Annotated in this window: 24 protein-coding genes; 11 read left to right on the forward strand and 13 right to left on the reverse strand. The window is 70.0% G+C overall.

The annotated features are described in order from the left end of the window. The first annotated feature begins 76 nt into the window (after window positions 1–76). Window positions 77–1279, forward strand: a complete 1203-nt coding sequence (serB, locus tag OHN74_RS08790; protein ID WP_327693958.1) for a phosphoserine phosphatase SerB — start codon at window positions 77–79, stop codon at window positions 1277–1279. A 120-nt stretch (window positions 1280–1399) separates the two neighbouring features. Here the strand turns inward: serB and OHN74_RS08795 are convergent, their stop codons facing one another. The 4 genes from OHN74_RS08795 to OHN74_RS08810 form a co-directional block, all read right to left on the reverse strand. After that, complete coding sequence (locus OHN74_RS08795; protein ID WP_327693959.1) at window positions 1400–1918, reverse strand: SixA phosphatase family protein; 519 nt, start codon at window positions 1916–1918, stop codon at window positions 1400–1402. Window positions 1919–2003: 85 nt separating this feature from the next. After that, window positions 2004–2210, reverse strand: coding sequence for a hypothetical protein (locus tag OHN74_RS08800; protein ID WP_327700049.1), 207 nt, complete (start codon window positions 2208–2210; stop codon window positions 2004–2006). Between the two features lie 157 nt (window positions 2211–2367). Next, a complete protein-coding gene (locus OHN74_RS08805) occupies window positions 2368–2484 on the reverse strand; it encodes an SGM_5486 family transporter-associated protein (protein ID WP_105974872.1) in 117 nt (38 codons plus the stop codon). Between the two features lie 66 nt (window positions 2485–2550). Continuing rightward, window positions 2551–3867 (reverse strand): CynX/NimT family MFS transporter, encoded by a 1317-nt coding sequence (locus tag OHN74_RS08810; RefSeq protein ID WP_327693960.1) that lies wholly within the window; start codon window positions 3865–3867, stop codon window positions 2551–2553. A 46-nt stretch (window positions 3868–3913) separates the two neighbouring features. Here OHN74_RS08810 and OHN74_RS08815 point away from each other — a divergent pair, with 46 nt between their 5' ends. After that, entirely contained in the window at window positions 3914–4603 is a 690-nt protein-coding gene (locus OHN74_RS08815; protein ID WP_327693961.1) for a FadR/GntR family transcriptional regulator, read from the forward strand. On the opposite strand, the gene OHN74_RS08820 is transcribed toward OHN74_RS08815, so the two are convergent. From OHN74_RS08820 to fabG, 3 genes are all read right to left on the reverse strand, one after another. After that, window positions 4578–4931 (reverse strand): hypothetical protein, encoded by a 354-nt coding sequence (locus OHN74_RS08820; RefSeq protein ID WP_327693962.1) that lies wholly within the window; start codon window positions 4929–4931, stop codon window positions 4578–4580. The genes OHN74_RS08815 and OHN74_RS08820 overlap by 26 nt on opposite strands. Before the next feature lie 196 nt (window positions 4932–5127). Continuing rightward, window positions 5128–5895, reverse strand: a complete 768-nt coding sequence (gene fabI, locus OHN74_RS08825; protein WP_327693963.1) for an enoyl-ACP reductase FabI — start codon at window positions 5893–5895, stop codon at window positions 5128–5130. A gap of 5 nt (window positions 5896–5900) precedes the next feature. Further along, window positions 5901–6605, reverse strand: a complete 705-nt coding sequence (gene fabG / locus OHN74_RS08830; RefSeq protein WP_327693964.1) for a 3-oxoacyl-[acyl-carrier-protein] reductase — start codon at window positions 6603–6605, stop codon at window positions 5901–5903. A 300-nt stretch (window positions 6606–6905) separates the two neighbouring features. Here fabG and OHN74_RS08835 point away from each other — a divergent pair, with 300 nt between their 5' ends. The 3 genes from OHN74_RS08835 to tyrS all read left to right on the forward strand — a co-directional run bounded on the left by OHN74_RS08835 (window position 6906) and on the right by tyrS (window position 11160). Beyond that, window positions 6906–8429, forward strand: coding sequence for a TldD/PmbA family protein (locus tag OHN74_RS08835; RefSeq protein WP_327693965.1), 1524 nt, complete (start codon window positions 6906–6908; stop codon window positions 8427–8429). After that, a complete protein-coding gene (locus tag OHN74_RS08840; protein ID WP_327693966.1) occupies window positions 8426–9820 on the forward strand; it encodes a metallopeptidase TldD-related protein in 1395 nt (464 codons plus the stop codon). Before OHN74_RS08835 ends, OHN74_RS08840 begins: the two co-directional genes overlap by 4 nt. A 74-nt stretch (window positions 9821–9894) precedes the next feature. Continuing rightward, window positions 9895–11160, forward strand: coding sequence for a tyrosine--tRNA ligase (gene tyrS, locus OHN74_RS08845; RefSeq protein ID WP_327693967.1), 1266 nt, complete (start codon window positions 9895–9897; stop codon window positions 11158–11160). Between the two features lie 73 nt (window positions 11161–11233). On the opposite strand, the gene OHN74_RS08850 is transcribed toward tyrS, so the two are convergent. After that, on the reverse strand, window positions 11234–11509 hold the full coding sequence (locus OHN74_RS08850; protein WP_164412995.1) for a GlsB/YeaQ/YmgE family stress response membrane protein: 276 nt from the start codon (window positions 11507–11509) through the stop codon (window positions 11234–11236). Window positions 11510–11755: 246 nt separating this feature from the next. Between OHN74_RS08850 and OHN74_RS08855 the strand changes: the two genes are divergently transcribed. Beyond that, on the forward strand, window positions 11756–12154 hold the full coding sequence (locus OHN74_RS08855) for a DUF3099 domain-containing protein (RefSeq protein ID WP_327693968.1): 399 nt from the start codon (window positions 11756–11758) through the stop codon (window positions 12152–12154). Window positions 12155–12363: 209 nt separating this feature from the next. Next, window positions 12364–12588 carry a hypothetical protein gene (locus tag OHN74_RS08860; protein ID WP_327693969.1) on the forward strand — a complete coding sequence of 75 codons (225 nt, stop codon included), beginning with the start codon at window positions 12364–12366 and terminating at the stop codon, window positions 12586–12588. 27 nt (window positions 12589–12615) lie between these two features. On the opposite strand, the gene moaA is transcribed toward OHN74_RS08860, so the two are convergent. From moaA to OHN74_RS08875, 3 genes are all read right to left on the reverse strand, one after another. Continuing rightward, on the reverse strand, window positions 12616–13605 hold the full coding sequence (moaA, locus tag OHN74_RS08865) for a GTP 3',8-cyclase MoaA (protein WP_327693970.1): 990 nt from the start codon (window positions 13603–13605) through the stop codon (window positions 12616–12618). A gap of 177 nt (window positions 13606–13782) precedes the next feature. After that, a complete protein-coding gene (locus OHN74_RS08870) occupies window positions 13783–15408 on the reverse strand; it encodes a solute symporter family protein (RefSeq protein ID WP_327693971.1) in 1626 nt (541 codons plus the stop codon). Then, window positions 15405–15761, reverse strand: a complete 357-nt coding sequence (locus tag OHN74_RS08875; RefSeq protein WP_327693972.1) for a DUF485 domain-containing protein — start codon at window positions 15759–15761, stop codon at window positions 15405–15407. The genes OHN74_RS08870 and OHN74_RS08875 overlap by 4 nt, the downstream gene beginning before the upstream one ends. Before the next feature lie 459 nt (window positions 15762–16220). Here OHN74_RS08875 and OHN74_RS08880 point away from each other — a divergent pair, with 459 nt between their 5' ends. From OHN74_RS08880 to OHN74_RS08895, 4 genes are all read left to right on the forward strand, one after another. After that, window positions 16221–17753 (forward strand): S8 family peptidase, encoded by a 1533-nt coding sequence (locus OHN74_RS08880; protein WP_327693973.1) that lies wholly within the window; start codon window positions 16221–16223, stop codon window positions 17751–17753. Window positions 17754–17820: 67 nt separating this feature from the next. Next, complete coding sequence (locus OHN74_RS08885; protein ID WP_327693974.1) at window positions 17821–19347, forward strand: S8 family peptidase; 1527 nt, start codon at window positions 17821–17823, stop codon at window positions 19345–19347. Between the two features lie 137 nt (window positions 19348–19484). Beyond that, entirely contained in the window at window positions 19485–20876 is a 1392-nt protein-coding gene (locus OHN74_RS08890; RefSeq protein WP_327693975.1) for a CoA transferase, read from the forward strand. Window positions 20877–20973: 97 nt separating this feature from the next. Then, the gene (locus OHN74_RS08895) at window positions 20974–22017 is read left to right on the forward strand and encodes a CopD family protein (protein ID WP_443060357.1); all 1044 of its coding nucleotides are present in this window, start codon (window positions 20974–20976) and stop codon (window positions 22015–22017) included. Here OHN74_RS08895 and OHN74_RS08900 read toward each other — a convergent pair. Both OHN74_RS08900 and OHN74_RS08905 read right to left on the reverse strand, forming a co-directional pair. Continuing rightward, on the reverse strand, window positions 21983–22684 hold the full coding sequence (locus OHN74_RS08900) for a lysoplasmalogenase (protein ID WP_327693977.1): 702 nt from the start codon (window positions 22682–22684) through the stop codon (window positions 21983–21985). The genes OHN74_RS08895 and OHN74_RS08900 overlap by 35 nt on opposite strands. Then, window positions 22681–23556, reverse strand: coding sequence for a sterol desaturase family protein (locus tag OHN74_RS08905; RefSeq protein WP_327693978.1), 876 nt, complete (start codon window positions 23554–23556; stop codon window positions 22681–22683). The genes OHN74_RS08900 and OHN74_RS08905 overlap by 4 nt, the downstream gene beginning before the upstream one ends. Window positions 23557–23624: the final 68 nt, after the last annotated feature.

Genomic DNA, 23624 nt, shown 5'->3' on the forward strand with positions numbered 1-23624 from the left:
GAAACGTACTGTTCCCCGTCCGTCAGGCGGACCGCGTGCGCGGTAGGCACTGGGTGCCGGATACGGTGGAAACACCATGAACGCTACGCAGACCGCTGACGTACCCACCCTTCTCGTCAAAATCTTCGGCAAGGACAGGCCGGGCATCACCGCCGGGCTGTTCGACACGCTTGCCGCCTACTCCGTGGACGTGGTCGACATCGAGCAGGTCGTCACGCGTGGCCGCATGGTGCTGTGCGCGCTCGTGACACAGCCGCCTGCCGGTATCGAAGGCGATCTGCGGTCCACCGTCCACAGCTGGGCGGAGTCCATGAAGATGCAGGCGGAGATCATCTCCGGACTCGGCGACAACCGGCCGCGCGGGCTCGGGCGTTCCCTCGTCACCGTGCTCGGGCATCCGCTGACCGCCGAGTCGACCGCCGCGATCGCCGCACGGATCACCAGGGCCGGCGGCAACATCGACCGAATCTTCCGGCTCGCCAAGTACCCCGTGACAGCGGTCGAGTTCGCCGTCTCCGGAGTCGCGACCGAGGTACTGCGCACCGCGCTGGTCACCGACGCGGCGGCACTCGGTGTCGACATCGCGGTCGTCGCGGCGGGGTTGCACCGGCGGGCTCAGCGTCTGGTCGTCATGGATGTGGACTCGACGCTCATCCAGGACGAGGTGATCGAGCTCTTCGCCGCGCACGCGGGGTGCGAGGACGAGGTCGCCGAGGTGACCGCCGCCGCGATGCGCGGGGAACTGGACTTCGAGCAGTCGCTGCACGCGCGCGTGGCGCTGCTCAAGGGGCTCGACGCATCGGTGGTGGACAAGGTGCGCAGCGAGGTCCGGCTCACGCCGGGGGCGCGCACGCTGATCCGTACGCTGAAGCGGCTCGGCTTCGAAGTCGGTGTCGTCTCGGGTGGGTTCACCCAGGTCACCGATGATCTGAAGGAGCGGCTCGGGCTGGACTTCGCCCAGGCCAACACGCTGGAGATCGTCGACGGGAAGCTGACGGGCAAGGTCGTCGGCGAGATCGTGGACCGGGCGGGCAAGGCCCGGCTGCTGCGGCGGTTCGCGGCGGAGGCCGGGGTGCCGCTGGATCAGACCGTGGCGATCGGCGACGGGGCGAACGACCTGGACATGCTGAACGCGGCGGGGCTCGGCGTCGCCTTCAACGCCAAGCCGGTCGTGCGGGAGGCCGCGCACACGGCGGTGAACTTCCCCTTCCTGGACACCGTGCTGTATCTGCTGGGCGTCACCCGGGAAGAGGTCGAGGCGGCGGATACCCAGGAGTAGCCCTCCGGGGGTGGAGCGACGCCTCTTCGGTGAGGGCGAGCGTTTCCTCGCCGAATGCGGGGTGCAGGCTGTGGGCTGTCGTTACGCCTCTGCGGAACGACAGCCCACAGCCGGTGGCGCCTACTCCGTGGGCGCCCAGAAGTCGAGCAGTGTTGCCGTGCCCGGTTCCAGGCCCTTCCAGGAGCCCGTGAAGGACAGGGTCGCGAAGGCCGCCGCCGGGAAACCTCGGCTGGTCAGCCTTGTGCGGGCGTCGCTCTCGGACTCGGCGGACAGGATGTCGGTGAGTGCCTGCACTCCTGGGTTGTGGCCGATCAGGACCACGTTCCTGGTGTCGTCCGGGATCTCGTTGAGCAGGGCGATGAGTTCGCCGGGTGAGGCGTCGTAGATCCGCTCCTCATAGACGGTCTTCGGCCGTTGCGGGAATTCCTGGACGGCGAGTTTCCAGGTCTCGCGGGTCCGGGTGGCGGTGGAGCAGAGAGCCAGGTCGAAAGGGATGCCGGTGTCGGCCAGCTTGCGCCCGGCGACAGCGGCGTCCTTGCGTCCCCGGTCGGCGAGTGGCCGCTCGTGGTCGGCGACCTGGGGCCAGTCGGCTTTCGCATGCCGGAAGAGGACGATTCTGCGGGGTTCTGCGACGCTCATGACACCCAGCTTCGCATGAAACACGCCATGGGGCGCAGGGAGTTGACGGGCGGCTCCGCAGGTGGGAATGAGGTGTTCACTGCGCTCAGCGCGTCAGCAGTTCCCGCGCCCGTTCAAGGAAGTGGGCGATCAGCGGGTCGCCCGTCGCGGCCTGTGCGTCGGTGGGGTTCAGCATCAGTACGAGCAGCGCGACGAACGCGAGCGTCGGCAGTACCAGGGCCCACCACGGCAGCCGTATGTCGACTCCACGCGTGGTCGCCGGAAGGGGCCGGGAGTGCGTGCGGGCCGACATGATGCCTCCGTGGGTCTTCGAGCCGTCCGTGGCCGGCATCTCGCGGCCACACCTCGAAGTTACGGAAGTCGCGGCTCTCAACCCATCCGGTGATCCACCCACTTGACCCTGAGACTCGCCCCCTAGGGGATGGTGGGGATATCCCCACCAACGGTTCTCACGGTGAGGCGATCGTCGCGATGACGGCGATGATCACGAAGATGGCGAAGAACGAGCCGAAGACGAGCAGCATCTTCTTCTGGCCGTTCTGGGGGTTCGGATCGAGCACTGGCATGCCGCCAGTTTCGCACCCGTCCCGCCCGTCCGTACTCCCGGGGTGTCCGCATCTGGTGGGGCGGGGTCAGCGGGCCGCCGCCTCGTCCTCGACGGTGCGATCACGTCCCGCCAGTACGCCCACGGCCATCTGCGGCAGCAGCAGGCCGGCCATCAGCGCGAGCGGCAGTCCCCAGCCGCCGCTGTGCTGGTAGAGAACGCCCACGACGAGCGGCCCGGGAATGGAGATCAGATAGCCGGTGCTCTGGGCGAAGGCAGACAGCTGGGCGACGCCCGCGCCCGTCCTGGCCCGCATGCCGACCATCGTGAGGGCCAGCGGGAAGGAGCAGTTGGCGATGCCGAGCAGTACGGCCCAGACCCAGGCTCCACCGGCCGGCGCGATGTAGAGGCCCGCGTATCCGAGAAGCCCGCAAGCGCCGAGCACGACCACGATGGGCCCCTGGCGGGGCAGGCGCGTGGCGACGCGCGGGATGACGAAGGCGAGCGGCACCCCCATCGCCATGGTCACGGCGAGCAGCAGTCCGGCGGTGCCGGCCGGGACACCCGCGTCCCGGAAGATCTGCGCCATCCAACCCATGGTGACGTAGGCGGCGGTGGCCTGGAGCCCGAAGAACACGGCGAGCGCCCAGGCGGTACGGCTCCGGGTGATGCGCAGCGCGCCGGTCCCCGGCCCCGTGGCGGACGTCCCGCGCGCGGAGGGTGTCTCCCGTCGCGATCCGCTCGCGCCCCGTTCCCGTACCAGCGGGATCCAGGGCATCACGGCCGCCGCCGCGAGAACCGCCCAGACGGTCAGTCCCGACTGCCAACTTCCGCCCAGTGCTTCGGTCATGGGCACGGTGACCGCCGCCGCGGCGGCGGTGCCGAGGGCGAGGGCCATCGAGTACAGGCCCGTCATGGAGCCGACCCGGTCCGGGAACCAGCGCTTCACGACGACCGGCATCAGGACGTTGCTGACCGCGATGCCCATGAGGGCGAGCGCGCTGGCGGCCAGGAACCCGGCGGCGGTGCCCGTCCAGGGGCGGATCGCCAGGCCGGCGGCGATGGCGGCCATTCCGGCGCAGACGACCGCGCCGACGCCGAAGCGGCGGGCCAGCCGCGGAGCCATGACGCCGAAGAGGGCGAAGCAGAACGGGGGTACGGAGGTGAGCACCCCGGCCGCCGTGCCGCTCATGCCGAGTCCTTCGCGCACCTCTTCGAGGAGGGCACCGAGGCTGGTGATGGCGGGCCGGAGGTTGAGGGCGGACAGCACGATGCCGACGACGACCAGCCGCGTGACCCACGCGCGCGTGGCTGTCGCCCCGCTCCCGTTGTCCGGCTCGGCCGACTTGCGTATGGACGTGGACGTCGTCGTCCGGGTTTCCTCGCTCACCATGACACTCAGCATAGAATCATAGGATGATTGGTTGTAACCCCCCGTGCGAAGATGTGCCATGCCGCCGCTGAGCCACCCCCACCGATCGGCCCTGTCCGAGCAGGTCATCGCCGCACTGCGGAACCAGATCACCTCGGGCGAGTGGCCCGTCGGCTCCCGCATCCCGACCGAGCCCGAGCTGGTCGCGCAGCTCGGAGTGGCCCGGAACACGGTCCGGGAGGCGGTCCGGGCCCTCGCGCACAACGGGCTGCTGGACATCCGCCAGGGCTCGGGCACGTACGTCGTGGCGACCAGTGAGCTGGCCGGCGTGATGCACCGCCGCTTCGCCGACGCGGACCCCCGGCACATCGCCGAGCTGCGGTCCACCCTGGAGTCGGGCGCGGCCGAGCTGGCGGCCCTGCGGCGCACGGAACGCGACCTCAAGCAGCTGGACGCACTCCTGGGGCGCCGGGAGGAGGCCTGGGCGTCCGGTGACGCGGAGGCGTTCGTGACGGCCGACGCGAGCCTGCACATGGCGGTGGTGGCCGCGTCCCACAACGACGTGATGACGGCGGTGTACGCGGACCTGGGCGAGGTGTTGCGGGACTGGCTGCGCGACGACGTGGGCGGGAGGCTGACCCCTCAGTCGTACGTGGACCACGCTCCGCTCGTCGAGGCGATCCGCGCGGGCGACGCGGCGGCTGCCGCCAGGGAGGCGGCGGGTTATCCGTTCTCGTGCCGCCTCAGGTCGTCCGCTTCTGGTGGCTGACCCACACGGAGCGGATCTCCTTCCAGCAGCGGCCGGTGAGCCGTACGGTCTGCGCGGGCCCGGCCTCGACCGAGGAGCCGTCGCTGTCGAGGTCCCACCAGCGGTCGCACTCGATGTGCAGACGTACGCGGTCGGCGGCCACGAAGGGGTTGTGGCAGTAGGCGGTCACCTGGGAGCCGGTGACCCGGGTGTGGCAGGTGGAGCCGAAGGGCTCGGGCCGCTCCTGTCGTCGTCCCTCCACGCGTGTGTGCGGAACGGCTTCGTACGGAAGGCCGGCTATGAGAGCGGCGGCGACGAGCAGCGGGGCGAAGCTGCGGGAGAGACGCACAAGGGGGGACCTCCTCGACCGTGCTGGGGAGGGAACGCGAGGTGAACGCGTAATCCAGAGTGCCCAGTTACCCCTCTTCCCCGCCCGATCGGATGGGCCGAACGGGTGACGAGGCACCGACACGCCGAAGGCCCGCGCCGGAACGGGACGCGGGCCCTCGGAATGTCGGCCGAGCCTGTGACGGCAGCGGCAGCGGTCACGCGCCGATCGCGTGCAGCCCGCCGTCCACGTGGATGATCTCGCCGGTGGTCTTCGGGAACCAGTCGCTCAGCAGGGCGACGATGCCGCGGCCGGCCGGCTCCGGGTCCTTGAGGTCCCACTCCAGCGGGGAGCGGTTGTCCCACACGGCGGCCAGCTCACCGAAGCCCGGGATGGACTTGGCGGCCATCGAGGCGAGCGGACCCGCGGAGATGAGGTTGCAGCGGATGTTCTGCTTGCCCAGGTCGCGCGCCACGTAGCGGCTGGTGGCCTCCAGGGCGGCCTTGGCCGGGCCCATCCAGTCGTACTGCGGCCAGGCGTACTGGGCGTCGAAGGTGAGGCCGACGACCGAGCCGCCGTTCTGCATCAGCGGCAGGCAGGCCATGGTGAGCGACTTCAGGGAGTACGCCGAGACGTGCATGGCGGTCGCCACGGACTCGAACGGGGTGTTGAGGAAGTTGCCGCCGAGGGCGTCCTGCGGGGCGAAACCGATGGAGTGGACGACGCCGTCGAGGCCGCCGAGCTCCGCGCCGACGAGGTCGGCCAGGCGGCCCAGGTGCTCCTCGTTCGTGACGTCGAGCTCCAGGACCTTGGTGGGCTTGGGGAGCTTCTTGGCGATGCGCTCGGTCAGCGTGGGCCGCGGGAACGCGGTCAGGATGATCTCGGCGCCCTGCTCCTGGGCCAGCTTGGCGGCGTGGAAGGCGATGGAGGACTCCATCAGCACACCGGAGATCAGGACGCGCTTGCCCTTGAGAATTCCGCTCATGGTGATCAGTGACCCATTCCCAGTCCGCCGTCAACGGGGATGACGGCTCCAGTGATGTACGAGGCGTCGTCCGAGGCGAGGAACCGCACCGTTGCGGCGATCTCCTCCGGCTGCGCGTACCGGCCGAGCGGCACCTGGGCGACGATGCCCGCGCGCTGCTCGTCGGTGAGGACCTTGGTCATGTCGGTGTCGACGAAGCCGGGTGCGACCACGTTGAAGGTGATGTTGCGCGAGCCCAGCTCACGGGCGAGGGAGCGGGCGAACCCGACCAGGCCGGCCTTGGAGGCGGCGTAGTTCGCCTGCCCCGGCGAGCCGTACAGCCCGACGACCGACGAGATCAGGACGACGCGGCCCTTCTTGGCGCGCAGCATCCCGCGGTTGGCCCGCTTGACGACGCGGAAGGTGCCGGTGAGGTTGGTGTCGAGGACGGACGTGAAGTCGTCCTCGGACATGCGCATCAGGAGCTGGTCCTTGGTGACACCGGCGTTGGCGACGAGGACCTCGACCGGGCCGTGCTCGGCCTCGATCTCCTTGTAGGCCTGCTCCACCTGCTCGGTGTCGGTGATGTCGCACTTGACGGCGAGGAAGCCTGCCGGTGGCTCACCGGAACGGTATGTGATGGCGACCTTGTCGCCGGCATCGGCGAACGCGCGGGCGATGGCGAGGCCGATGCCCCGGTTGCCTCCGGTGACGAGAACCGAGCGGCTCAACGGATCACCCTTTCGGTAGCGGTTCAGGACCTGTCCGAACACCCGGGTTGACAGGCTTCTTCTCCGAAAACCTATCGGGCCGTCCAGGCCCGCGGACAATCGGGCACCGACAGTGGCTCACCCCTGGTCCTGTCGGGTCTCTACAGTCGGCGTGCCCGCAGAAGGGTCCGCCGGGCGGCGCCGCGAGCAAGGGACGGGCACGGTTCGGGGCGTGAATCCGGTGGAAGCCGGGGTGTCGGTTCTGCATGATTCACTGCGGGACATACTCATCTCGCCAACGGTGACAAGGGGAGGCCCCTCGTGGCCCATGAAATCGATCCGTCGTTCCTCGCGTTGCCCTTGCGGGCCCTCGCCGATGCCGCCCTGGCACGCGCGCGTGCGCTGGGTGCCGACCACGCGGACTTCCGCTTCGAGCGGGTGCGCAGCGCGTCCTGGCGGCTGCGGGACGCCAAGCCGTCGGGATCGTCGGACACCACGGACCTGGGGTACGCGGTGCGGGTGGTGCACGGCGGAACCTGGGGGTTCGCGTCGGGCGTGGACCTCAGCATGGACGCCGCCGCGAAGGTCGCCTCGCAGGCCGTGGCCATGGCGAAGCTCTCCGCCCAGGTGATCAAGGCTGCGGGGTCCGACGAGCGCGTGGAGCTGGCCGACGAGCCGGTGCACGCCGACAGGACGTGGGTCTCGTCCTACGAGATCGATCCGTTCACCGTGCCCGACGAGGAGAAGGCGGGCCTGCTGGCCGAGTGGAGCGCGCGGCTGCTCGCGGCGAACGGGGTCAACCACGTCGACGCCTCGCTGCTCACGGTGCACGAGAACAAGTTCTACGCCGACACCGCGGGGACCGTCACCACCCAGCAGCGGGTGCGGCTGCACCCGCAGTTCACCGCTGTCTCGGTCGACGAGTCGAGCGGCGAGTTCGACTCGATGCGGACCATCGCGCCGCCCGTCGGGCGCGGCTGGGAGTACCTCACGGGGCGGGGCTGGGACTGGGATTCCGAACTCGAACAGATCCCTGAGCTGCTCGCCGAGAAGATGCGGGCGCCGAGCGTCGAGGCCGGGCTGTACGACCTGGTCGTCGACCCGTCCAACCTGTGGCTGACCATCCACGAGTCCATCGGCCACGCCACCGAGCTGGACCGGGCCCTCGGCTACGAGGCGGCGTACGCGGGCACGTCCTTCGCCACCTTCGACCAGCTCGGCAAGCTCAGGTACGGCTCCGAGCTGATGAACGTGACCGGCGACCGCACCGCCGAACACGGTCTGGCGACCATCGGCTACGACGACGAGGGCGTCGCCGGCCAGTCGTGGGACCTGGTCAAGGGCGGCACCCTCGTGGGGTACCAGCTGGACCGGCGGATCGCGAAGCTGACCGGGTTCGAGCGGTCCAACGGGTGCGCGTACGCCGACTCGCCCGGGCATGTGCCCGTGCAGCGGATGGCCAACGTGTCGTTGCAGCCGGATCCGGGCGGCCTTGCGACCGAGGATCTCATCGGCGGGGTCGACCGCGGGATCTACGTCGTCGGGGACCGGTCCTGGTCCATCGACATGCAGCGCTACAACTTCCAGTTCACCGGGCAGCGGTTCTTCAAGATCGAGAACGGGCGGATCACCGGGCAGCTGCGGGACGTGGCCTACCAGGCGACGACCACCGACTTCTGGGGCTCCATGGCAGCCGTCGGCGGTCCGCAGACGTATGTCCTGGGTGGTGCCTTCAACTGCGGCAAGGCCCAGCCGGGACAGGTCGCGGCCGTGTCCCACGGATGCCCGTCGGCCCTCTTCAAGGGCGTCAACATTCTGAACACCACGCAGGAGGCCGGTCGATGAGCGCCCGTTTGATCAAGCCGCACGAGATCGTCGAGCGGGCCCTCGAACTGTCCCGGGCCGACGGGTGTGTCGTCATCGCCGACGAGGAGTCGACCGCCAACCTGCGCTGGGCGGGCAACGCCCTCACCACCAACGGGGTCACCCGCGGGCGCACGCTCACGGTCGTCGCCACCGTCGCCGGCAAGCAGGGCACGGCCTCCGGCGTCGTCTCCCGCGCTGCCGTCACCGCCGACGAACTGGAGCCGCTGGTACGGGCCGCCGAGGCCGCCGCGCGCGGTGCCGGGCCCGCGGAGGACGCCCAGGCGCTGGTCGGGGGTGTACCGGAGTCCCCGGACTTCACGGACGCGCCCGCCGAGACCTCGTCCGCGGTGTTCGCCGACTTCGCGCCGGCGCTCGGCGAGGCGTTCGCACGCGCGCGTGCGGGCGGCCGGGAGCTGTACGGCTTCGCCAACCACGAACTGGTGTCGAGCTATGTGGGTACGTCGACGGGGCTGCGCCTGCGTCATGACCAGCCCAACGGGACGCTGGAGCTGAACGCCAAGTCCCCGGACCGTACGCGTTCGGCGTGGGCCGGGCGGTCGACGCGGGACTTCAAGGACGTCGATCCGGCCGCCCTCGACGCCGAACTGGCCGTACGTCTCGGCTGGGCGGAGCGGCGGATCGAACTGCCCGCCGGGCGGTACGAGACGCTGCTGCCGCCGACCGCCGTCGCCGACCTGCTGATCTACCAGATGTGGTCGGCGTCCGCGCGGGACGCCGCCGAGGGGCGCACGGTGTTCTCCAAGCCGGGCGGCGGGACACGCATCGGCGAGAGGCTCACCGAGCTGCCGCTGACGCTGCGCAGCGACCCGAACGAGCCGGGCCTGGAGGCCTCCCCCTTCCTGCTCGCCCACTCCTCCGGCGACGACCAGTCGGTGTTCGACAACGGGCTGCCGCTGAGCGCCACGGAGTGGATCCGCGAGGGCGAACTGAACCGGCTGATCACCTCCCGGCACACCGCCGGGCTGACCGGCCTGCCCGTGTCCCCGGCGATCGGCAACATCGTCCTGGACGGGGGCGAGGACAAGTCCCTGGAGGAGATGGTCGCGAACACCGAGCGCGGGCTGCTGCTGACCTGCCTCTGGTACATCCGCGAGGTCGACCCGGCGACCCTGCTGCTGACCGGCCTGACCCGCGACGGGGTGTATCTCATCGAGAACGGCGAGGTCGGCGGGGAGGTCAACAACTTCAGGTTCAACGAGTCGCCGGTGAACCTGCTCGGGCGGGCCGTCGAGGCCGGGCGTACGGAGAAGACGCTGCCCCGGGAGTGGAGCGACTGGTTCACCAGGGCCGCGATGCCGGCTCTGCGGGTGCCGGACTTCAATATGAGCTCTGTCAGTCAGGGCGTATAACCTCGTAGCCGGTAGTCACTCGACTGCCGTACAACTGACTGTACGAAGACCATCCACAAGGAGATACGAGAACCGTGACGGACATCGTCGACGAGCTGAAGTGGCGGGGGCTGTTCGCCCTGTCCACTGACGAGGACGCTTTGCGCAAGGCGCTCGCGGACGGTCCCGTCACGTTCTATTGCGGTTTCGACCCGACCGCGGCCAGTCTGCACGTCGGTCACCTGGTGCAGGTGCTCACCATGCGCCGCCTCCAGCAGGCGGGCCTGCGTCCGCTGGCCCTGGTCGGCGGGGCGACCGGTCAGATCGGCGATCCGCGTCCCACCGCGGAGCGCACGCTGAACGACCCGGAGACGGTCGCGAACTGGGTGAACCGGCTCCGCGCCCAGATCGAGCCGTTCCTGTCCTTCGAGGGCGAGAACGCCGCGGTGATGGTGAACAACCTGGACTGGACGGCCGGTCTGTCGGCCATCGAGTTCCTCCGGGACATCGGCAAGCACTTCCGCGTCAACAAGATGCTGACGAAGGACTCGGTCGCCCGGCGGCTGGAGTCCCAGGAAGGCATCAGCTACACGGAGTTCAGCTACCAGCTCCTCCAGGGCATGGACTTCCTGGAGCTGTACCGGAGGTACGGCTGCACGCTCCAGCAGGGCGGCAGCGACCAGTGGGGCAACCTCACGGCAGGCCTCGACCTGATCCACCGCCTGGAGCCCGACGCCGAGGCGCACTGTGTGGCGACGCCGCTGATGGTCAAGGCGGACGGCACCAAGTTCGGCAAGTCCGAGGGCGGCGCCATCTGGCTCGACCCGGAGATGACGACGCCGTACGCGTTCTACCAGTTCTGGCTGAACGTGGACGACCGGGACATCTCGACGTACATGCGCATCCTGTCCTTCCAGTCTCCGGAGGAGCTGGAGGCGCTGGAGGCGCAGACCGCCGAGCGTCCGCAGGCGCGGGCCGCGCAGCGCGCGCTCGCCGAGGAGCTGACGAGGCTGGTGCACGGCGCCGAGCAGACCGCCGCCGTGATCGCCGCGTCCAAGGCCCTTTTCGGCCAGGGCGAGCTGGGTGAGCTGGACGAGCGGACGCTGGGCGCGGCCCTCTCCGAGGTGCCGCACATCCAGGTCGCCGAGGCGGGGCCGGTCATCGACCTGTTCGCCGAGGTCGGACTGGTGGCCAGCAAGTCGGCCGCGCGGCGCACGGTGAAGGAGGGCGGCGCCTACGTGAACAACGCGAAGGTCACCGCCGAGGACGCGGTTCCCGCGAAGGAGGACCTGCTGCACGGGCGGTGGCTGGTACTGCGCCGGGGCAAGAAGAACCTCGCGGCGGTGGAGGTCACCGGCTGACCGGGCCGTAGGTGTCCGAGCACGTGTGAAGGGGGCGGCCCGATCGACAGGGCCGCCCCCTTCACACGTACCGTCAGGCCCGCTGTCTCTTGCCGCGCATCATCGAGTACGCCATGTCGCCCAGGAACACGATCACGACGGCCGCCGCGAGTTGGAGCGCGTGCCGGCCCCAGTCGATGCCACTCGTCTCGTCGATGCCGAGACCTCGTGCGATCGCGTTGCCGATGACGGCACCGATGATGCCGAAGATGGTCGTCAGCCAGAGCGGGCTGTGTTGCTTGCCCGGAATGATCGCCTTGGCCAGCAGACCCAGCACGAATCCCACGATGATCGCCCACAACCAGCCCATGGATGCCTCCTCGTACGGCTCTACGTGAGCATTACGCCCAGTGTCGGGCCGTTCGCGCTACGGCGCATGTCGGGGACCCCGGTACGCGGTACGGCGCAGCCGGGTCACCCTCGCGGAAGGTGCCCCGGTCTCGTAGGCGACGCAGGCGCGGCGTAACGTGGAAGTGGTCCGGGCCTGGTTCCCCGACCGGGTTCGACGCAGGGTACGGGCCGGGGCGTGTCCGATTCGGGTGGATGGTGGAACGTGATGCGGAAGCGGAGCAACAGCGGTGGCGCCCAGGTCTTCCGGATCACCGGGGCCCGGCAGGGGCTCGCGGACGATGTCCGTGCCAGACAGCGTCGGTACGTCATCTCCATGTCCGTGCGGACGGTGGCCGTGGTCCTCGCGGCGGTGCTCTGGAACGTCGAACGGCACGTCGCGTTCGTGGCGCTGGTACTCGGCATGGTTCTGCCCTACATCTCCGTGGTGATCGCCAACGCGGGCCGCGAGAACGCGCCTGGACTTCCGTCGACGTTCGTGACGGTTCCGGTGCGGCCGATGATCACGCCGCCGCGGTCGGAAGAGGGCTTCGCGGAATCCGCAGCGGAAGACGCCGGGGGCGATCAGGGGGCCGGTATGCGGGGTAATCGGCACGAGCATTCCTGACCAAAAGTCAGTCCGAACAGCGTTGCCAAGCTCAAGAAAAGCTCAGATCAATCATGAAGTTCCGGTGCCGGTCGGACGGTTACCCATGACATACTTCGTACGCGCTCCGCATCCCCCGTCGGAGCGACAGACCGACGCCGGGCAGCTCCCCCCGTGGCTGCTCGGCGTCGCCTTTTTGAGCCCTGTTTCCGCCGGGTTAGGGTCAGCAGATGATCGGCTCCGACCCTGATTCCCCCATCTGTTCCGCCAAGGCATGCCGGGCGGACGCGGAGTGGGTGCTCGCCTGGAACAACCCGAAACTGCACACGCCCGAGCGACGGAAGACGTGGCTGGCGTGCGAGGAGCATCGCGAGCACTTGTCGCAGTTCCTGGGGGTGCGGGGGTTCCTGAAGGACGTGGTGCGGTTGGAGGCGTGGGAGTCTCCGGACAGCTGAGCCCGCTCCAGGCCGGTTCAGCCCGGTTCAGCCCCCGATCGCCGACATCGGCCTGTCCGGCTGGATGAAGGTCGGGTCGTCGAGGCCCGCGCCCGCCTTCTTGCCCCACATCGCCTCGCGCCAGATGCGGGCGATCTCCTCGTCCGGGGCGCCGGAGCGGAGGGCCGCGCGGAGGTCCGTCTCCTCGCGGGCGAAGAGGCAGTTGCGGATCTGGCCGTCGGCCGTCAGACGGGTGCGGTCGCAGGCGGCGCAGAACGGGCGGGTGACGGAGGCGATGACGCCGACTCGGTGCGGGCCGCCGTCGACCAGCCAGCGCTCGGCGGGGGCCGAACCGCGTTCGTCGGTGCCCTCCTCCGTCAGCTCGAAGCGGGTGCGCAGCGAGGTGAGGATGTCACCGGCGGTGACCATGCCCTCGCGCTTCCAGCCGTGCTGGGCGTCCAGGGGCATCTGCTCGATGAAGCGCAGTTCGTAGTCGTGGTCGACCGCCCAGGCGAGGAGGTCCGGGGCCTCGTCCTCGTTGAAGCCCGGCATCAGCACCGCGTTGACCTTGACGGGGGTCAGGCCGGCCTCGCGGGCGGCTTCCAGGCCCGCGATGACGTCCTTGTGGCGGTCGCGCCGGGTGAGGGTCCTGAAGACGTCCGGGCGGAGGGTGTCCAGGGAGACGTTGACGCGGTCCAGGCCCGCCGCCTTCAGGGCGGTCGCCGTGCGGCCCAGGCCGATGCCGTTCGTCGTCAGGGACATCTGGGGGCGCGGGGCCAGGGCGGCCACCCGCTCCACGATGCCTACCAGGCCCGGGCGCAGCAGCGGCTCGCCGCCGGTGAAGCGGACCTCTTCGATGCCCAGGATGCGGACGGCTATGTCTATGAGGCGGACGATCTCGTCGTCCGTGAGCAGGTCCGGCTTGGCCAGCCACTGCAGGCCCTCCTCGGGCATGCAGTACGTGCACCGCAGGTTGCAGCGGTCGGTCAGGGAGACGCGCAGATCGGTGGCGACTCGGCCGTAGGTGTCGATGAGCACGTGGGCCCCCTCCCTCGTAGCGGATCACGTGGGTAAAAGTTTCTCCTGCACCTGCGAGCCTACGTGACCCCACCGACAACGAGGCCTGCCCGATGCCACAGGATGCGGCGCGGGGCCGCCGTAGATCCCTACGACGGCCCCGCGCGATGCCTTGCCGGCGAACCGGCTGACGAACGCCTAGTGCGCTCCGGTGCCCGTGAGTGACCGCACCTCCAGCTCCGCGTACTTGCCGGTGTCGGGCTCCTCCTTGGAGAGGACCGTGCCGAGCCAGCCCATGAGGAAGCCGAACGGGATGGAGATGATGCCGGGGTTCTTCAGCGGGAACCAGTGGAAGTCGACGTCCGGGAACATCGCCTTCGGGTCGCCGGAGACGACCGGTGAGAACAGCACCAGGCCGACCGCCACGATCAGGCCGCCGTAGATCGACCACAGGGCGCCCTGGGTGGTGAACCTCTTCCAGAACAGGCTGTAGAGGATCGTGGGCAGGTTGGCGGACGCGGCGACCGCGAACGCCAGTGCGACCAGGCCGGCCACGTTGAGGTCGCGGGCGAGGGCGCCCAGGGCGATGGAGACGATGCCGATGAAGACGGTGGACCAGCGGGCCGCCTTCATCTCCTCCTTCTCGGTGGCCTGCCCCTTGCGGATGACGTTGGCGTAGATGTCGTGCGCGAAGGACGACGACGAGGCCAGCGTGAGACCGGCGACGACGGCGAGGATCGTCGCGAAGGCGACCGCCGAGATCGTCGCGAGCAGTACCGCGCCCCAGGCGGAGTCGACGCCGCCGATGTGCAGGGCGAGCAGTGGCGCGGCCGTGTTGCCCGACGGGTTGGAGTCGGTGATCTCTTTCTGGTCGATCAGTGCGGCGGCGCCGAAGCCGAGCGCGATCGTCATCAGGTAGAAGCCGCCGATGATGCCGATCGCCCAGTTCACGGACTTCCGGGCGGCCTTGGCCGTGGGCACCGTGTAGAAGCGGATCAGGATGTGCGGCAGACCTGCGGTGCCGAGGACCAGGGCGATGCCCAGGGAGATGAAGTCCAGCTTGGTGGTGCCGCTGGCGCCGTACTGGAGGCCGGGCTCCAGGAAGGCATCGCCCTTGCCGCTGCGTTCGGCGGCGGTGCCGAGCAGATCGGAGATGTTGAAGTTGAACTTCAGCAGCACCAGGAACGTAATGAGGATCGTGCCGCTGATGAGCAGCACGGCCTTGACCATCTGGACCCAGGTGGTGCCCTTCATACCGCCGATGGAGACGTACACGATCATCAGGACGCCGACGAGGGCGACGATGGCGACCTTGCCCGCGTCGGAGGTGATGCCGAGGAGGAGCGAGACGAGGACGCCCGCACCGGCCATCTGGGCCAGCAGGTAGAAGATCGAGACGACGATCGTCGACGTGCCGGCGGCGGTTCGGACCGGGCGCTGGCGCATGCGGTACGCGAGGACGTCACCCATGGTGTAGCGGCCCGAGTTGCGCAGGGGCTCGGCCACCAGGAGCAGGGCGACCAGCCAGGCGACGAGGAAGCCGATGGAGTACAGGAAGCCGTCGTACCCGAAGAGGGCGATGGCGCCCGCGATGCCGAGGAAGGACGCGGCGGACATGTAGTCGCCGGAGACCGCGAGGCCGTTCTGGAAGGCGCTGAACTGACGCCCACCGGCGTAGAAGTCGGCGGCGCTCTTGGTCTGGCGGCCCGCCCAGACGGTGATGAAGAGGGTCGCGACGACGAACACCGCGAACAGGGAGATGATCAGTGGCCGATGCTCGCCGGCCTCGCCCGCGGCGAGAACACTCTGCTGTACGGGGCTCATGCGCCGCCCTCCATCCGGGACTTGATCGCCTCACCCTTCGGGTCGAGGTTCGCGGAGGAGTACCGCGCGTACCACCAGGCGATGAGGAACGTGGTGACGAACTGGGCGATGCCCAGCACGAAGGCGACGTTGATGTGGCCGACGAGCTTGGTGCCCATGAAGCCGCCCGCGTAGTTCGACAGCAGGACGTACAGCAGGTACCAGGCGATGAAGCCGACGGTCAGCGGGAAGGCGAAGGAGCGGTGGGCACGGCGCAGTTCACCGAACTCAGCGCTCTGCTGGACCTCGACGAACTCCTCCGTGGAGGGGAAGTGGCGCTCTGTCTTCGAGGGGGGCGGTGCGTCGGTAGCCACGGAGTCTCCTCGCGTTGCGGGTGCCGTCACGGCGGTGGACGGGGGTGCGTGGTCGTTCGGGGACGGGGTCGGACTGGGTACGGACATGACTCTTCTCTGACCTCGCGGTGATCTGGATCACAGGGGGTCGGCTCGCGATGGTAGGGCCCCCACGCGTGATCCGACAGGGGCCCGATGGTCCTCGTGCTCCCTGCCCAAGGTCACGGCGCCACGCGAGGAGCGGTTCAACTCGCCGCGGTTCTTTCCGAACTGGTCTCCGGAAGTCATTGCTGGCCAGCGGCGATGCGGGATAGCTTCGCCCTGTACCACCCGTCATGTACCTGCAAATTCGGAGGTACGGGCCTCGCGCCCGTGCCTGCCTTTTCGCGTGTACGCAACTGTTGTCCGTCCCTGCTACGCGCTTGCCCGGCAACCATCCTTGTCCGGGCGAGCCTCGTTTCCGGATGATGTGGAGAACCCATGGCTCATCTGCGCTCCAGACGTCGGCTCGCTCTCGCGGTGCCGGTCGTGCTGTCCCTGACCGCCTCCCTCGGCTTCCTGCCCGTGGCCGCGTCGGCCGCCGAACCGGCCGCCCTTGCCGCCCGGGCGGCGGACGGTCCGAACCTCGCGTATGTCGTCAACACCAAGAGCACCGACCGTCACACGATCGGGGCGGTGACGAAGGCGATCTCCAAGGCCGGCGGCACCGTCGTGGTCACGTACGGCAAGATCGGTGTGATCGTCGTCCACTCCGCGAACCCCTCCTTCGGGGCGGAGATCCGCGCGGTGCGCGGTGTGAGGTCCGCGGGTGCCACCCGGACCACGCCGCTGGTCGCCGCCGGGACGACCGACGAGGGTGCGGCGGACTATCTGACGGCCGCGGAGGCAGCCAAGGTCGAGGCCGTGTCGGCCAGGACCCCCGAGAGCGAGCCCCTCGAAGCCGACCAGTGGGACCTGCGGTCGATCGGCGCCGACAAGGCCGCCAAGATCAACCCGGGCAGTCGCAGGGTCACCGTCGCCGTGATCGACACCGGCGTCGACGACACCCACCCCGACCTCGCCCCGAACTTCTCCGCGGCCCAGTCGGCGAACTGCGTGGGCGGTGTCGCGGACACCAGCGCCGGCGCGTGGCGCCCGTACACCGCCGAGGACTACCACGGCACCCATGTGGCCGGTGAGATCGCCGCCGCCCGCAACGGCATCGGCGTGGCCGGTGTCGCGCCCGGCGTGAAGGTCTCCGGCATCAAGGTGAGCGACCCGAACAACGGGCTCTTCTACCCGGAGAGCGTCGTGTGCGCCTTCGTGTTCGCCGCCGACCACGGCGTCGAGATCACGAACAACAGCTACTACGTCGATCCCTGGCTGTACAACTGCCTGGACGACCCCGACCAGCGGGCCATCGTCGACGCGGTCAACAGGGCGCAGCTGTACGCGACGAAGAAGGGCACCCTCAACCTGGCGTCGGCGGGCAACTCCAGCCACGACCTGGACTCCGACGCGATCGTCGACGACACCAGCCCCGACGACTCGACGGCGGTCACCCGCACGATCGACCCGCACGAGTGCTTCGACGTACCGACGCAGCTCCCGGGTGTCGTCACGGTGAGCGCCACGGGCGTCGACAACGTCAAGTCGTACTACTCCACGTACGGCAACGGCGTCATCGACATCGCGGCCCCGGGCGGCGACCGCAAGTACCAGATACCGGACACGCCGTCGAAGAACGGCCGCATCCTGTCCACCATGCCGAACGGCGAGTACGCCTTCCTGCAGGGCACCTCGATGGCCTCGCCGCACGCCGCGGGCGTCGCCGCGCTGCTGAAGTCGAAGCACCCGAAGGCGACCCCGGCCCAGCTCCAGACGCTGCTCAAGGTCCAGGCGAACAACCCGGGCTGCCCCGCGTCGTACGACCAGGACGGTGACGGCACGCCGGAGGCGGTGTGCGAGGGCGGCAAACGGGTCAACGGATTCTTCGGGTTCGGGATCGTCGACGCGCTGCGCGCGGTCAAGTGACCCGCACGCCTTTCCGAGTTCCCGCACGGTCCGCACGTCCCACGAACGAAGGAACTGGAGACCCTCTATGACAGCGCCTCACTCGCGCTCCCGTCGTGCCGTGGCGATCCCGGTCGGGATGGTCATGGCGTCGGCGTTCGCCTTCCTGCCGAACATCCAGGCCGTCGCGGCCGACGCCGCCCCGTCCGCCGACGCGGCCGACGCGACCTCGCTCAGCTATGTCGTCAACGTGTTCCCCGGCTTCGGCCCTTCCCAGTACGTGAAGAAGGCCATCGCCAAGGCCGGCGGCACGATCGTGACCTCGTACGACCGGATAGGCGTGGTCGTCGTCCACTCGGCGAACCCCGACTTCGCCAAGGTCGTCCGCAAGGTGCCCGGCGTCCAGTCGGCCGGCAACACGCGCAACGCGCCGCTGCCCGCGCAGTCGACCACCGACGAGGGCGCCCCGAAGGTGCTCTCCCCGGCGGAGGTCGCGAGCGCCACCGCCGACGCCACCGCGGCCCAGGACCCGCTGGAGCCGTTGCAGTGGGACCTGCCCGCCATCAAGGCGGACAAGGCGCACGAGAAGACGCTCGGCAGCCGCAAGGTCACCGTCGCCGTGATCGACACCGGTGTCGACGACACCCACCCCGACATCGCGCCCAACTTCGACCGCGCCGCCTCAGTCAACTGTGTGACGGGCAAGCCCGACACGACCGACGGGGCCTGGCGGCCGACCGCGGGCGAGAGCCCGCACGGCACGCACGTGGCCGGTGAGATCGCCGCCGCCAAGAACGGCGTCGGCGTCACGGGTGTCGCGCCGGGCGTGAGGGTGTCCGGCATCAAGGTGTCGACCACGGCCGGCTACTTCTACACGGAGGCCGTCGTCTGCGGCTTCGTGTGGGCGGCCGAGCACGGCGTCGACGTCACGAACAACAGCTATTACACGGACCCCTGGTACTTCAACTGCAAGAACGACCCGGACCAGAAGGCCCTGGTCGACGCCATCACGCGCGCCACGCAGTACGCGGAGCACAAGGGTGTCGTCAATGTCGCGGCGGCCGGCAACGAGAACTACGACCTCGCGGCCGACGAGATCACCGACCCGGTCTCCCCCAACGACGCGACGCCCTCGGACCGGGTCATCGACCCGTCCAAGTGCTACGACATCCCGACCCAGCTCCCGGGCGTGGTGACGGTCGCCTCGACCGGCGCCAAGGGCATCAAGTCGTCCTTCTCCAACCACGGCCTGGGCGTCATCGACATCGCGGCCCCGGGCGGCGACTCGACCCGCTTCCAGACCCCGGCCCCGCCGGCCACCAGCGGCCTGATCCTCGGCCCGCTGCCCGGCGGCACCTGGGGCTACATGGCCGGTACGTCGATGGCGTCCCCGCATGTCGCGGGCGTGGCTGCCCTGATCAAGTCGACGCACCCGCACGCGTCGGCCGCCCTGGTGAAGGCGCTCCTGTACGCCGAGGCGGACGCCACGCCGTGCACGGACCCGTACGACATCAACGGTGACGGCAAGGTCGACGCGGTGTGCGAGGGGCCGAAGAACTACAACGGGTTCTACGGTCACGGCGTCGCGGACGCACTGGACGCGGTGACGAAGTAGGTCTCTTCGGTACCGGTATCGGTACCGGTCCACTTCGCTATTGATCCTCTTCGGCGGGCCGGGCGGCATTGAGCCGTCCGGCCCGCCGTATTGATCGAGTACATATATTGATCCAGTACACACGGCATCATGGCCGTATGACTGTGTTGAGCACGGAGTACACCTGGGCCGCACTGGGCGGCGATCCCGCGCTCACCGCCCGGGTCTCGACCGTCGTACGCACCGGGGTGCTCGCGTCACGGCTTCCGGTACGGGAGTCGGCGCGGGCCTGTGTCGGATCCTGCGCGCTGGCCGCCGCGGAACTGGGCGCCCTCCGGGCCGGGCTGCCGGAGGTGCCCGGGGTCCGCGTGGACGACGGCGCGCTCGCCACGGCCCTCGTCAGCGAGCGGCATCTGCTGGTCGACGGACGCGCTCCGGTCTCCTTCGCGCCGCTGTCGCGCTTCTGGCGGACGGCGGACGGCTGGGTGCGCACGCACGCCAACTACCCGCACCACCGGGCCCGCCTCCTCACGGCCCTGGGCGCGTCCGAGGACCCCGCGTCCGTCGCCGCCGCGTTCGCCGAACGCTCCTCCGCGGAGGCCGAGGAGACCGTGTACGCGGCCGGCGGTCTCGCCGTCGCCCTGCGTACGGCCGAGGAGTGGGCCGCGCACGAGCAGGGCGCGACGGTGGCCGCGCGCCCCCTGGTCGAGCGCGGGCGGCTCGACTCGGCACCCGCGCGCGTGCTCACGCCGATCGGCACCGGCCCCCTGCTGCCCGCCGCCGGAATCCGGGTCCTGGACCTGACCCGGGTCATCGCGGGCCCCGTCGCCACCCGCACCCTCGCCCTGCTCGGCGCGGACGTCCTGCGCGTGGACGCCCCGCAACTGCCCGAACTCCCGGACCAGCACACCGACACGGGCTTCGGGAAGCGTTCGGCGGTGCTGGACCTGGCGGCCGACCGGCGCGCCTTCGAGGAACTCCTCGCCGGTGCCGACGTCGTCGTCACCGGGTACCGGCCCGGCACCCTGGACCGGTTCGGGCTGTCGCCGGAGGCGCTGGCCGAGCGCGGGCCGGGGGTGGTCGTGGCGCAGTTGTCCGCGTGGGGCGCCTACGGGCCCTGGGGTGAGCGGCGGGGCTTCGACAGCCTGGTGCAGGCCGCCACGGGCATCGCGGCGATCGAGGGGTCGGTGACGGAGCCGGGTGCGCTGCCCGCGCAGGCGCTCGATCACGGCACGGGCTATCTGCTGGCGGCGGGGGTGCTGCGGGCGCTCAGCGACCAGGTACGGGAGGGTGGCAGCCGGTTCGTGCGGCTGGCGCTGGCCCGGACGGCGGAGTGGTTGCTGAGCGGCGCGGAGCGTGGGCGGGAGGCCCCGGTGGACGACTCCGCGTACGACGCGTACGACGGGCCGGAGCCGTGGCTCGCCGAACGGGACAGCGCCCTGGGGCGGCTGCGGTACGCGCTGTCGCCGGTCTCCTTCACGGGCGGGCCGGTCGACTGGGCGAGGCCTCCCGGGGTTTGGGGTACGGATCGACCGCACTGGGTGTATTGAGATATTTGGACAGACACAGCGTGCGCCCTTGGGGAGGGGCGCCCGGGCGAGTCGCCGGGTGGCCGAAGGCGTGCCTACGGCTGGTGAGGATCTTGGGGTGGGCTTGATACGACCGACAGACGGGACGTCCGACGAGAGCGGGCCCGTGAGAACGCCCGGCGCCGGGCGCCCTGACAACGGACGCCCCGGTGTCGGACGGGCCGTCGCCGTCCTCGTGCTGGTGGCGTCGGCCGCGCTGATACCGCTGCTCGGCCCGTCCCTGGCCCTGGAAGGCACCGGGGAGGCCGCCGCGCCGGGCGTGGGCGGGATCGGGCTGCTGCGGACGGTGTTGTTCGCCGCACTGTGCGTTCCGATGGGCGAGTTGTTCGTACGGAGGCTGGCCCGCGGGTTGCCCGGGGCGCCGCCGGAGCGGGCCCGGAGTTGGGCGCCGTACGCGGCCGGGGTCGGTTTCGTCGCCGCGCTGGGGCTGGCCTCGGTGGTGTCGACCGGCAACCTCGTACCGCACAGCCTGGCCGCGATCGACGTGGGCGGCCTGTACGAGTCCCGGGACGGCAAGCTCGCGCTGCTGGAGGTCAACGGGATGGCCGCGGCGGGCCTGTGCGCGCTCTCGGCCCGCCCGGTGACGCAGATCTGGCCGTTGACGGCGGTGGCCGTGGCGGAGGCGCTGCGGGCCCATCCCGCGCCGGAACTCGATCCGCTGACCGGCTCGGCGCTGACCTTCGTCCACCTCATGTGCGCGGCACTGTGGGTGGGCGGACTGATGTACGTGCTGCGGACGTTGCGCCTCTGGGGGACGGCTCCGGAGGCGCGCGTGGCGCTGCTGGGCCTCTACGCGCGCGTGGCGGCCGTTCTGCTCGCTCTGATCACCGCAACGGGCATCTGGAGCACGCTGCGCCGGATGCCGCCGGACACCGTCCTGGACCAGCTGACGTCGACGGCGTACGGCCGCACGCTGCTCGCCAAGGTGATCGTCGTGGCCGCCGTCGCCGTCCTCGCCCTGTGGGCGCGGCTGCGGTTGAGCCGGGCGGCCGACCCGCTGGCCGCGTACTCCCCCGCGCGCGCGGAGGTCGTCGCGCTGGGACTGGTGGTCGCCGTCTCGGGGCTGCTCACCGCGCTGCCGGTGCCGATCCGCTGGACGTGACGGGTGGGCGCGTCGCGGTTCTCGCCGCCGCGAGTACGCCTTTGGTCAGGAGCCACTGGGCCGCGAGGTAGGTGAGCATGATCCAGAAGTCGGGCCGGGGCAGCCGGGGCAGGTCCGCGACACCGGTCGCGATGAGGGTGTCGGAGACCAGGAAGAGCGCGCCGCCCACGCCGGCGAGGAACCCGAGTGCGGTGGCCCGGTAGGCCATCGCGGTCAGCAGAAGGCTGTAACCGGCGACGGGGACGCGGAGTTCGGCGGGGAGGCCGGGCCAGAGGACGGCAAGAGTGCCGGCCAGGGCCAGGGCGTAGGCCCCCGCGAGCATGATGCGTGCGGGACGCGCGCGCGGAAGGCCGTTCGGGGCGCGGTCCTCGTTGCCGTACCTCCTGAAGAGGGCGAGGTAGCAGACGTGACCGGCCGCGAAGGAGGCCATGCCCGCCAGGAACGCCGGGTCGGCGTCGGAGAGGAGCAGGACGTCGCCGGCCCAGCCGAGGAGGAGGGCGGCAGGGAGAAGACGAGGGGCGCCGTGGAAGTGGGCGTGGGCGGCGAGGAGGGGCATCAGAAGGGGTTTGGCGAGGGCGTGCCCGGTGTCGGAGCCGGCCGCGAGGGCGATCAGGTCGACGGCCGCGGTGAGGGCGAAGGCGGCGAGGAGAACCCGGGCGGGCCTCACGAGGCGACGACGCTCTCTTCGGCCGGCTGCTCCTGGCACAGGTGCGCGGGCTGCCAGCCGGGCCCCCGGAACACCCGCCCGGCGCGCTCACGCCAACTGTCGGCCGCCTTGATGTCCTTGACGATCGCGACGTACTCATGGGTGGCGACCTTGACCGGGTTGAACGTGTTGATGTTCTTCGTCAACCCGTAGACGGGCCGTTCGGTCTCGGCGACGAACGAGCCGAAGAGCCGGTCCCAGACGATGAGGATGCCGCCGAAGTTGCGGTCCAGGTAGCCGCCTTGGGAGGCGTGGTGGACGCGGTGGTGGGACGGCGTGTTGAGGACGTACTCGAACCACCGGGGCATGCGGTCGATCCGCTCGGTGTGGATCCAGAACTGGTACACGAGGTTCGCGGAGGAGCAGAAGGCGAGCGCGGCCGGGTGCACACCGAGGGCGATGAGGGGGACGTAGAACGGCCAGACGGTGAGCGTGGTCCAGGGCTGGCGCAGGGCTGTCGTCAGGTTGAAGCTGCGGCTGGAGTGGTGGACGACATGGCAGGCCCAGAGGATGCGGACGACGTGGTGGCCCCGGTGGGACCAGTAGTAGAAGAAGTCCTGCGCCAGCAGCATCAGCGGGACGGTCCACCACAGGACGGGGACGCGCAGCGGGGTGAGTTCGTGGACCGCCGTGTAGACGGCGACGATCGGGATCTTCCAGAGGAAGTCGAAGGCCAGGCTGCCGAGTCCCATACCGACACTGGTCGCGGCGTCCTTGGCCTCGTACCCGACGGCGTCCTCTTCGGGGTGGATCCGGACACTGATCATCTCGATGACGGTGAGCAGCACGAAGGCGGGTATCGACCAGGCCACGACGTCGGGAAGGTTGGGCATGACTGCACGTTAGGACGGCTGCCAGGTGGCGCATAGACGTTGTTACTGACAAGTATTCAGTGCAGTAC

Origin of the sequence: Streptomyces sp. NBC_00459 (assembly GCF_036013955.1) — a bacterium.
Taxonomy (GTDB): domain Bacteria; phylum Actinomycetota; class Actinomycetes; order Streptomycetales; family Streptomycetaceae; genus Streptomyces.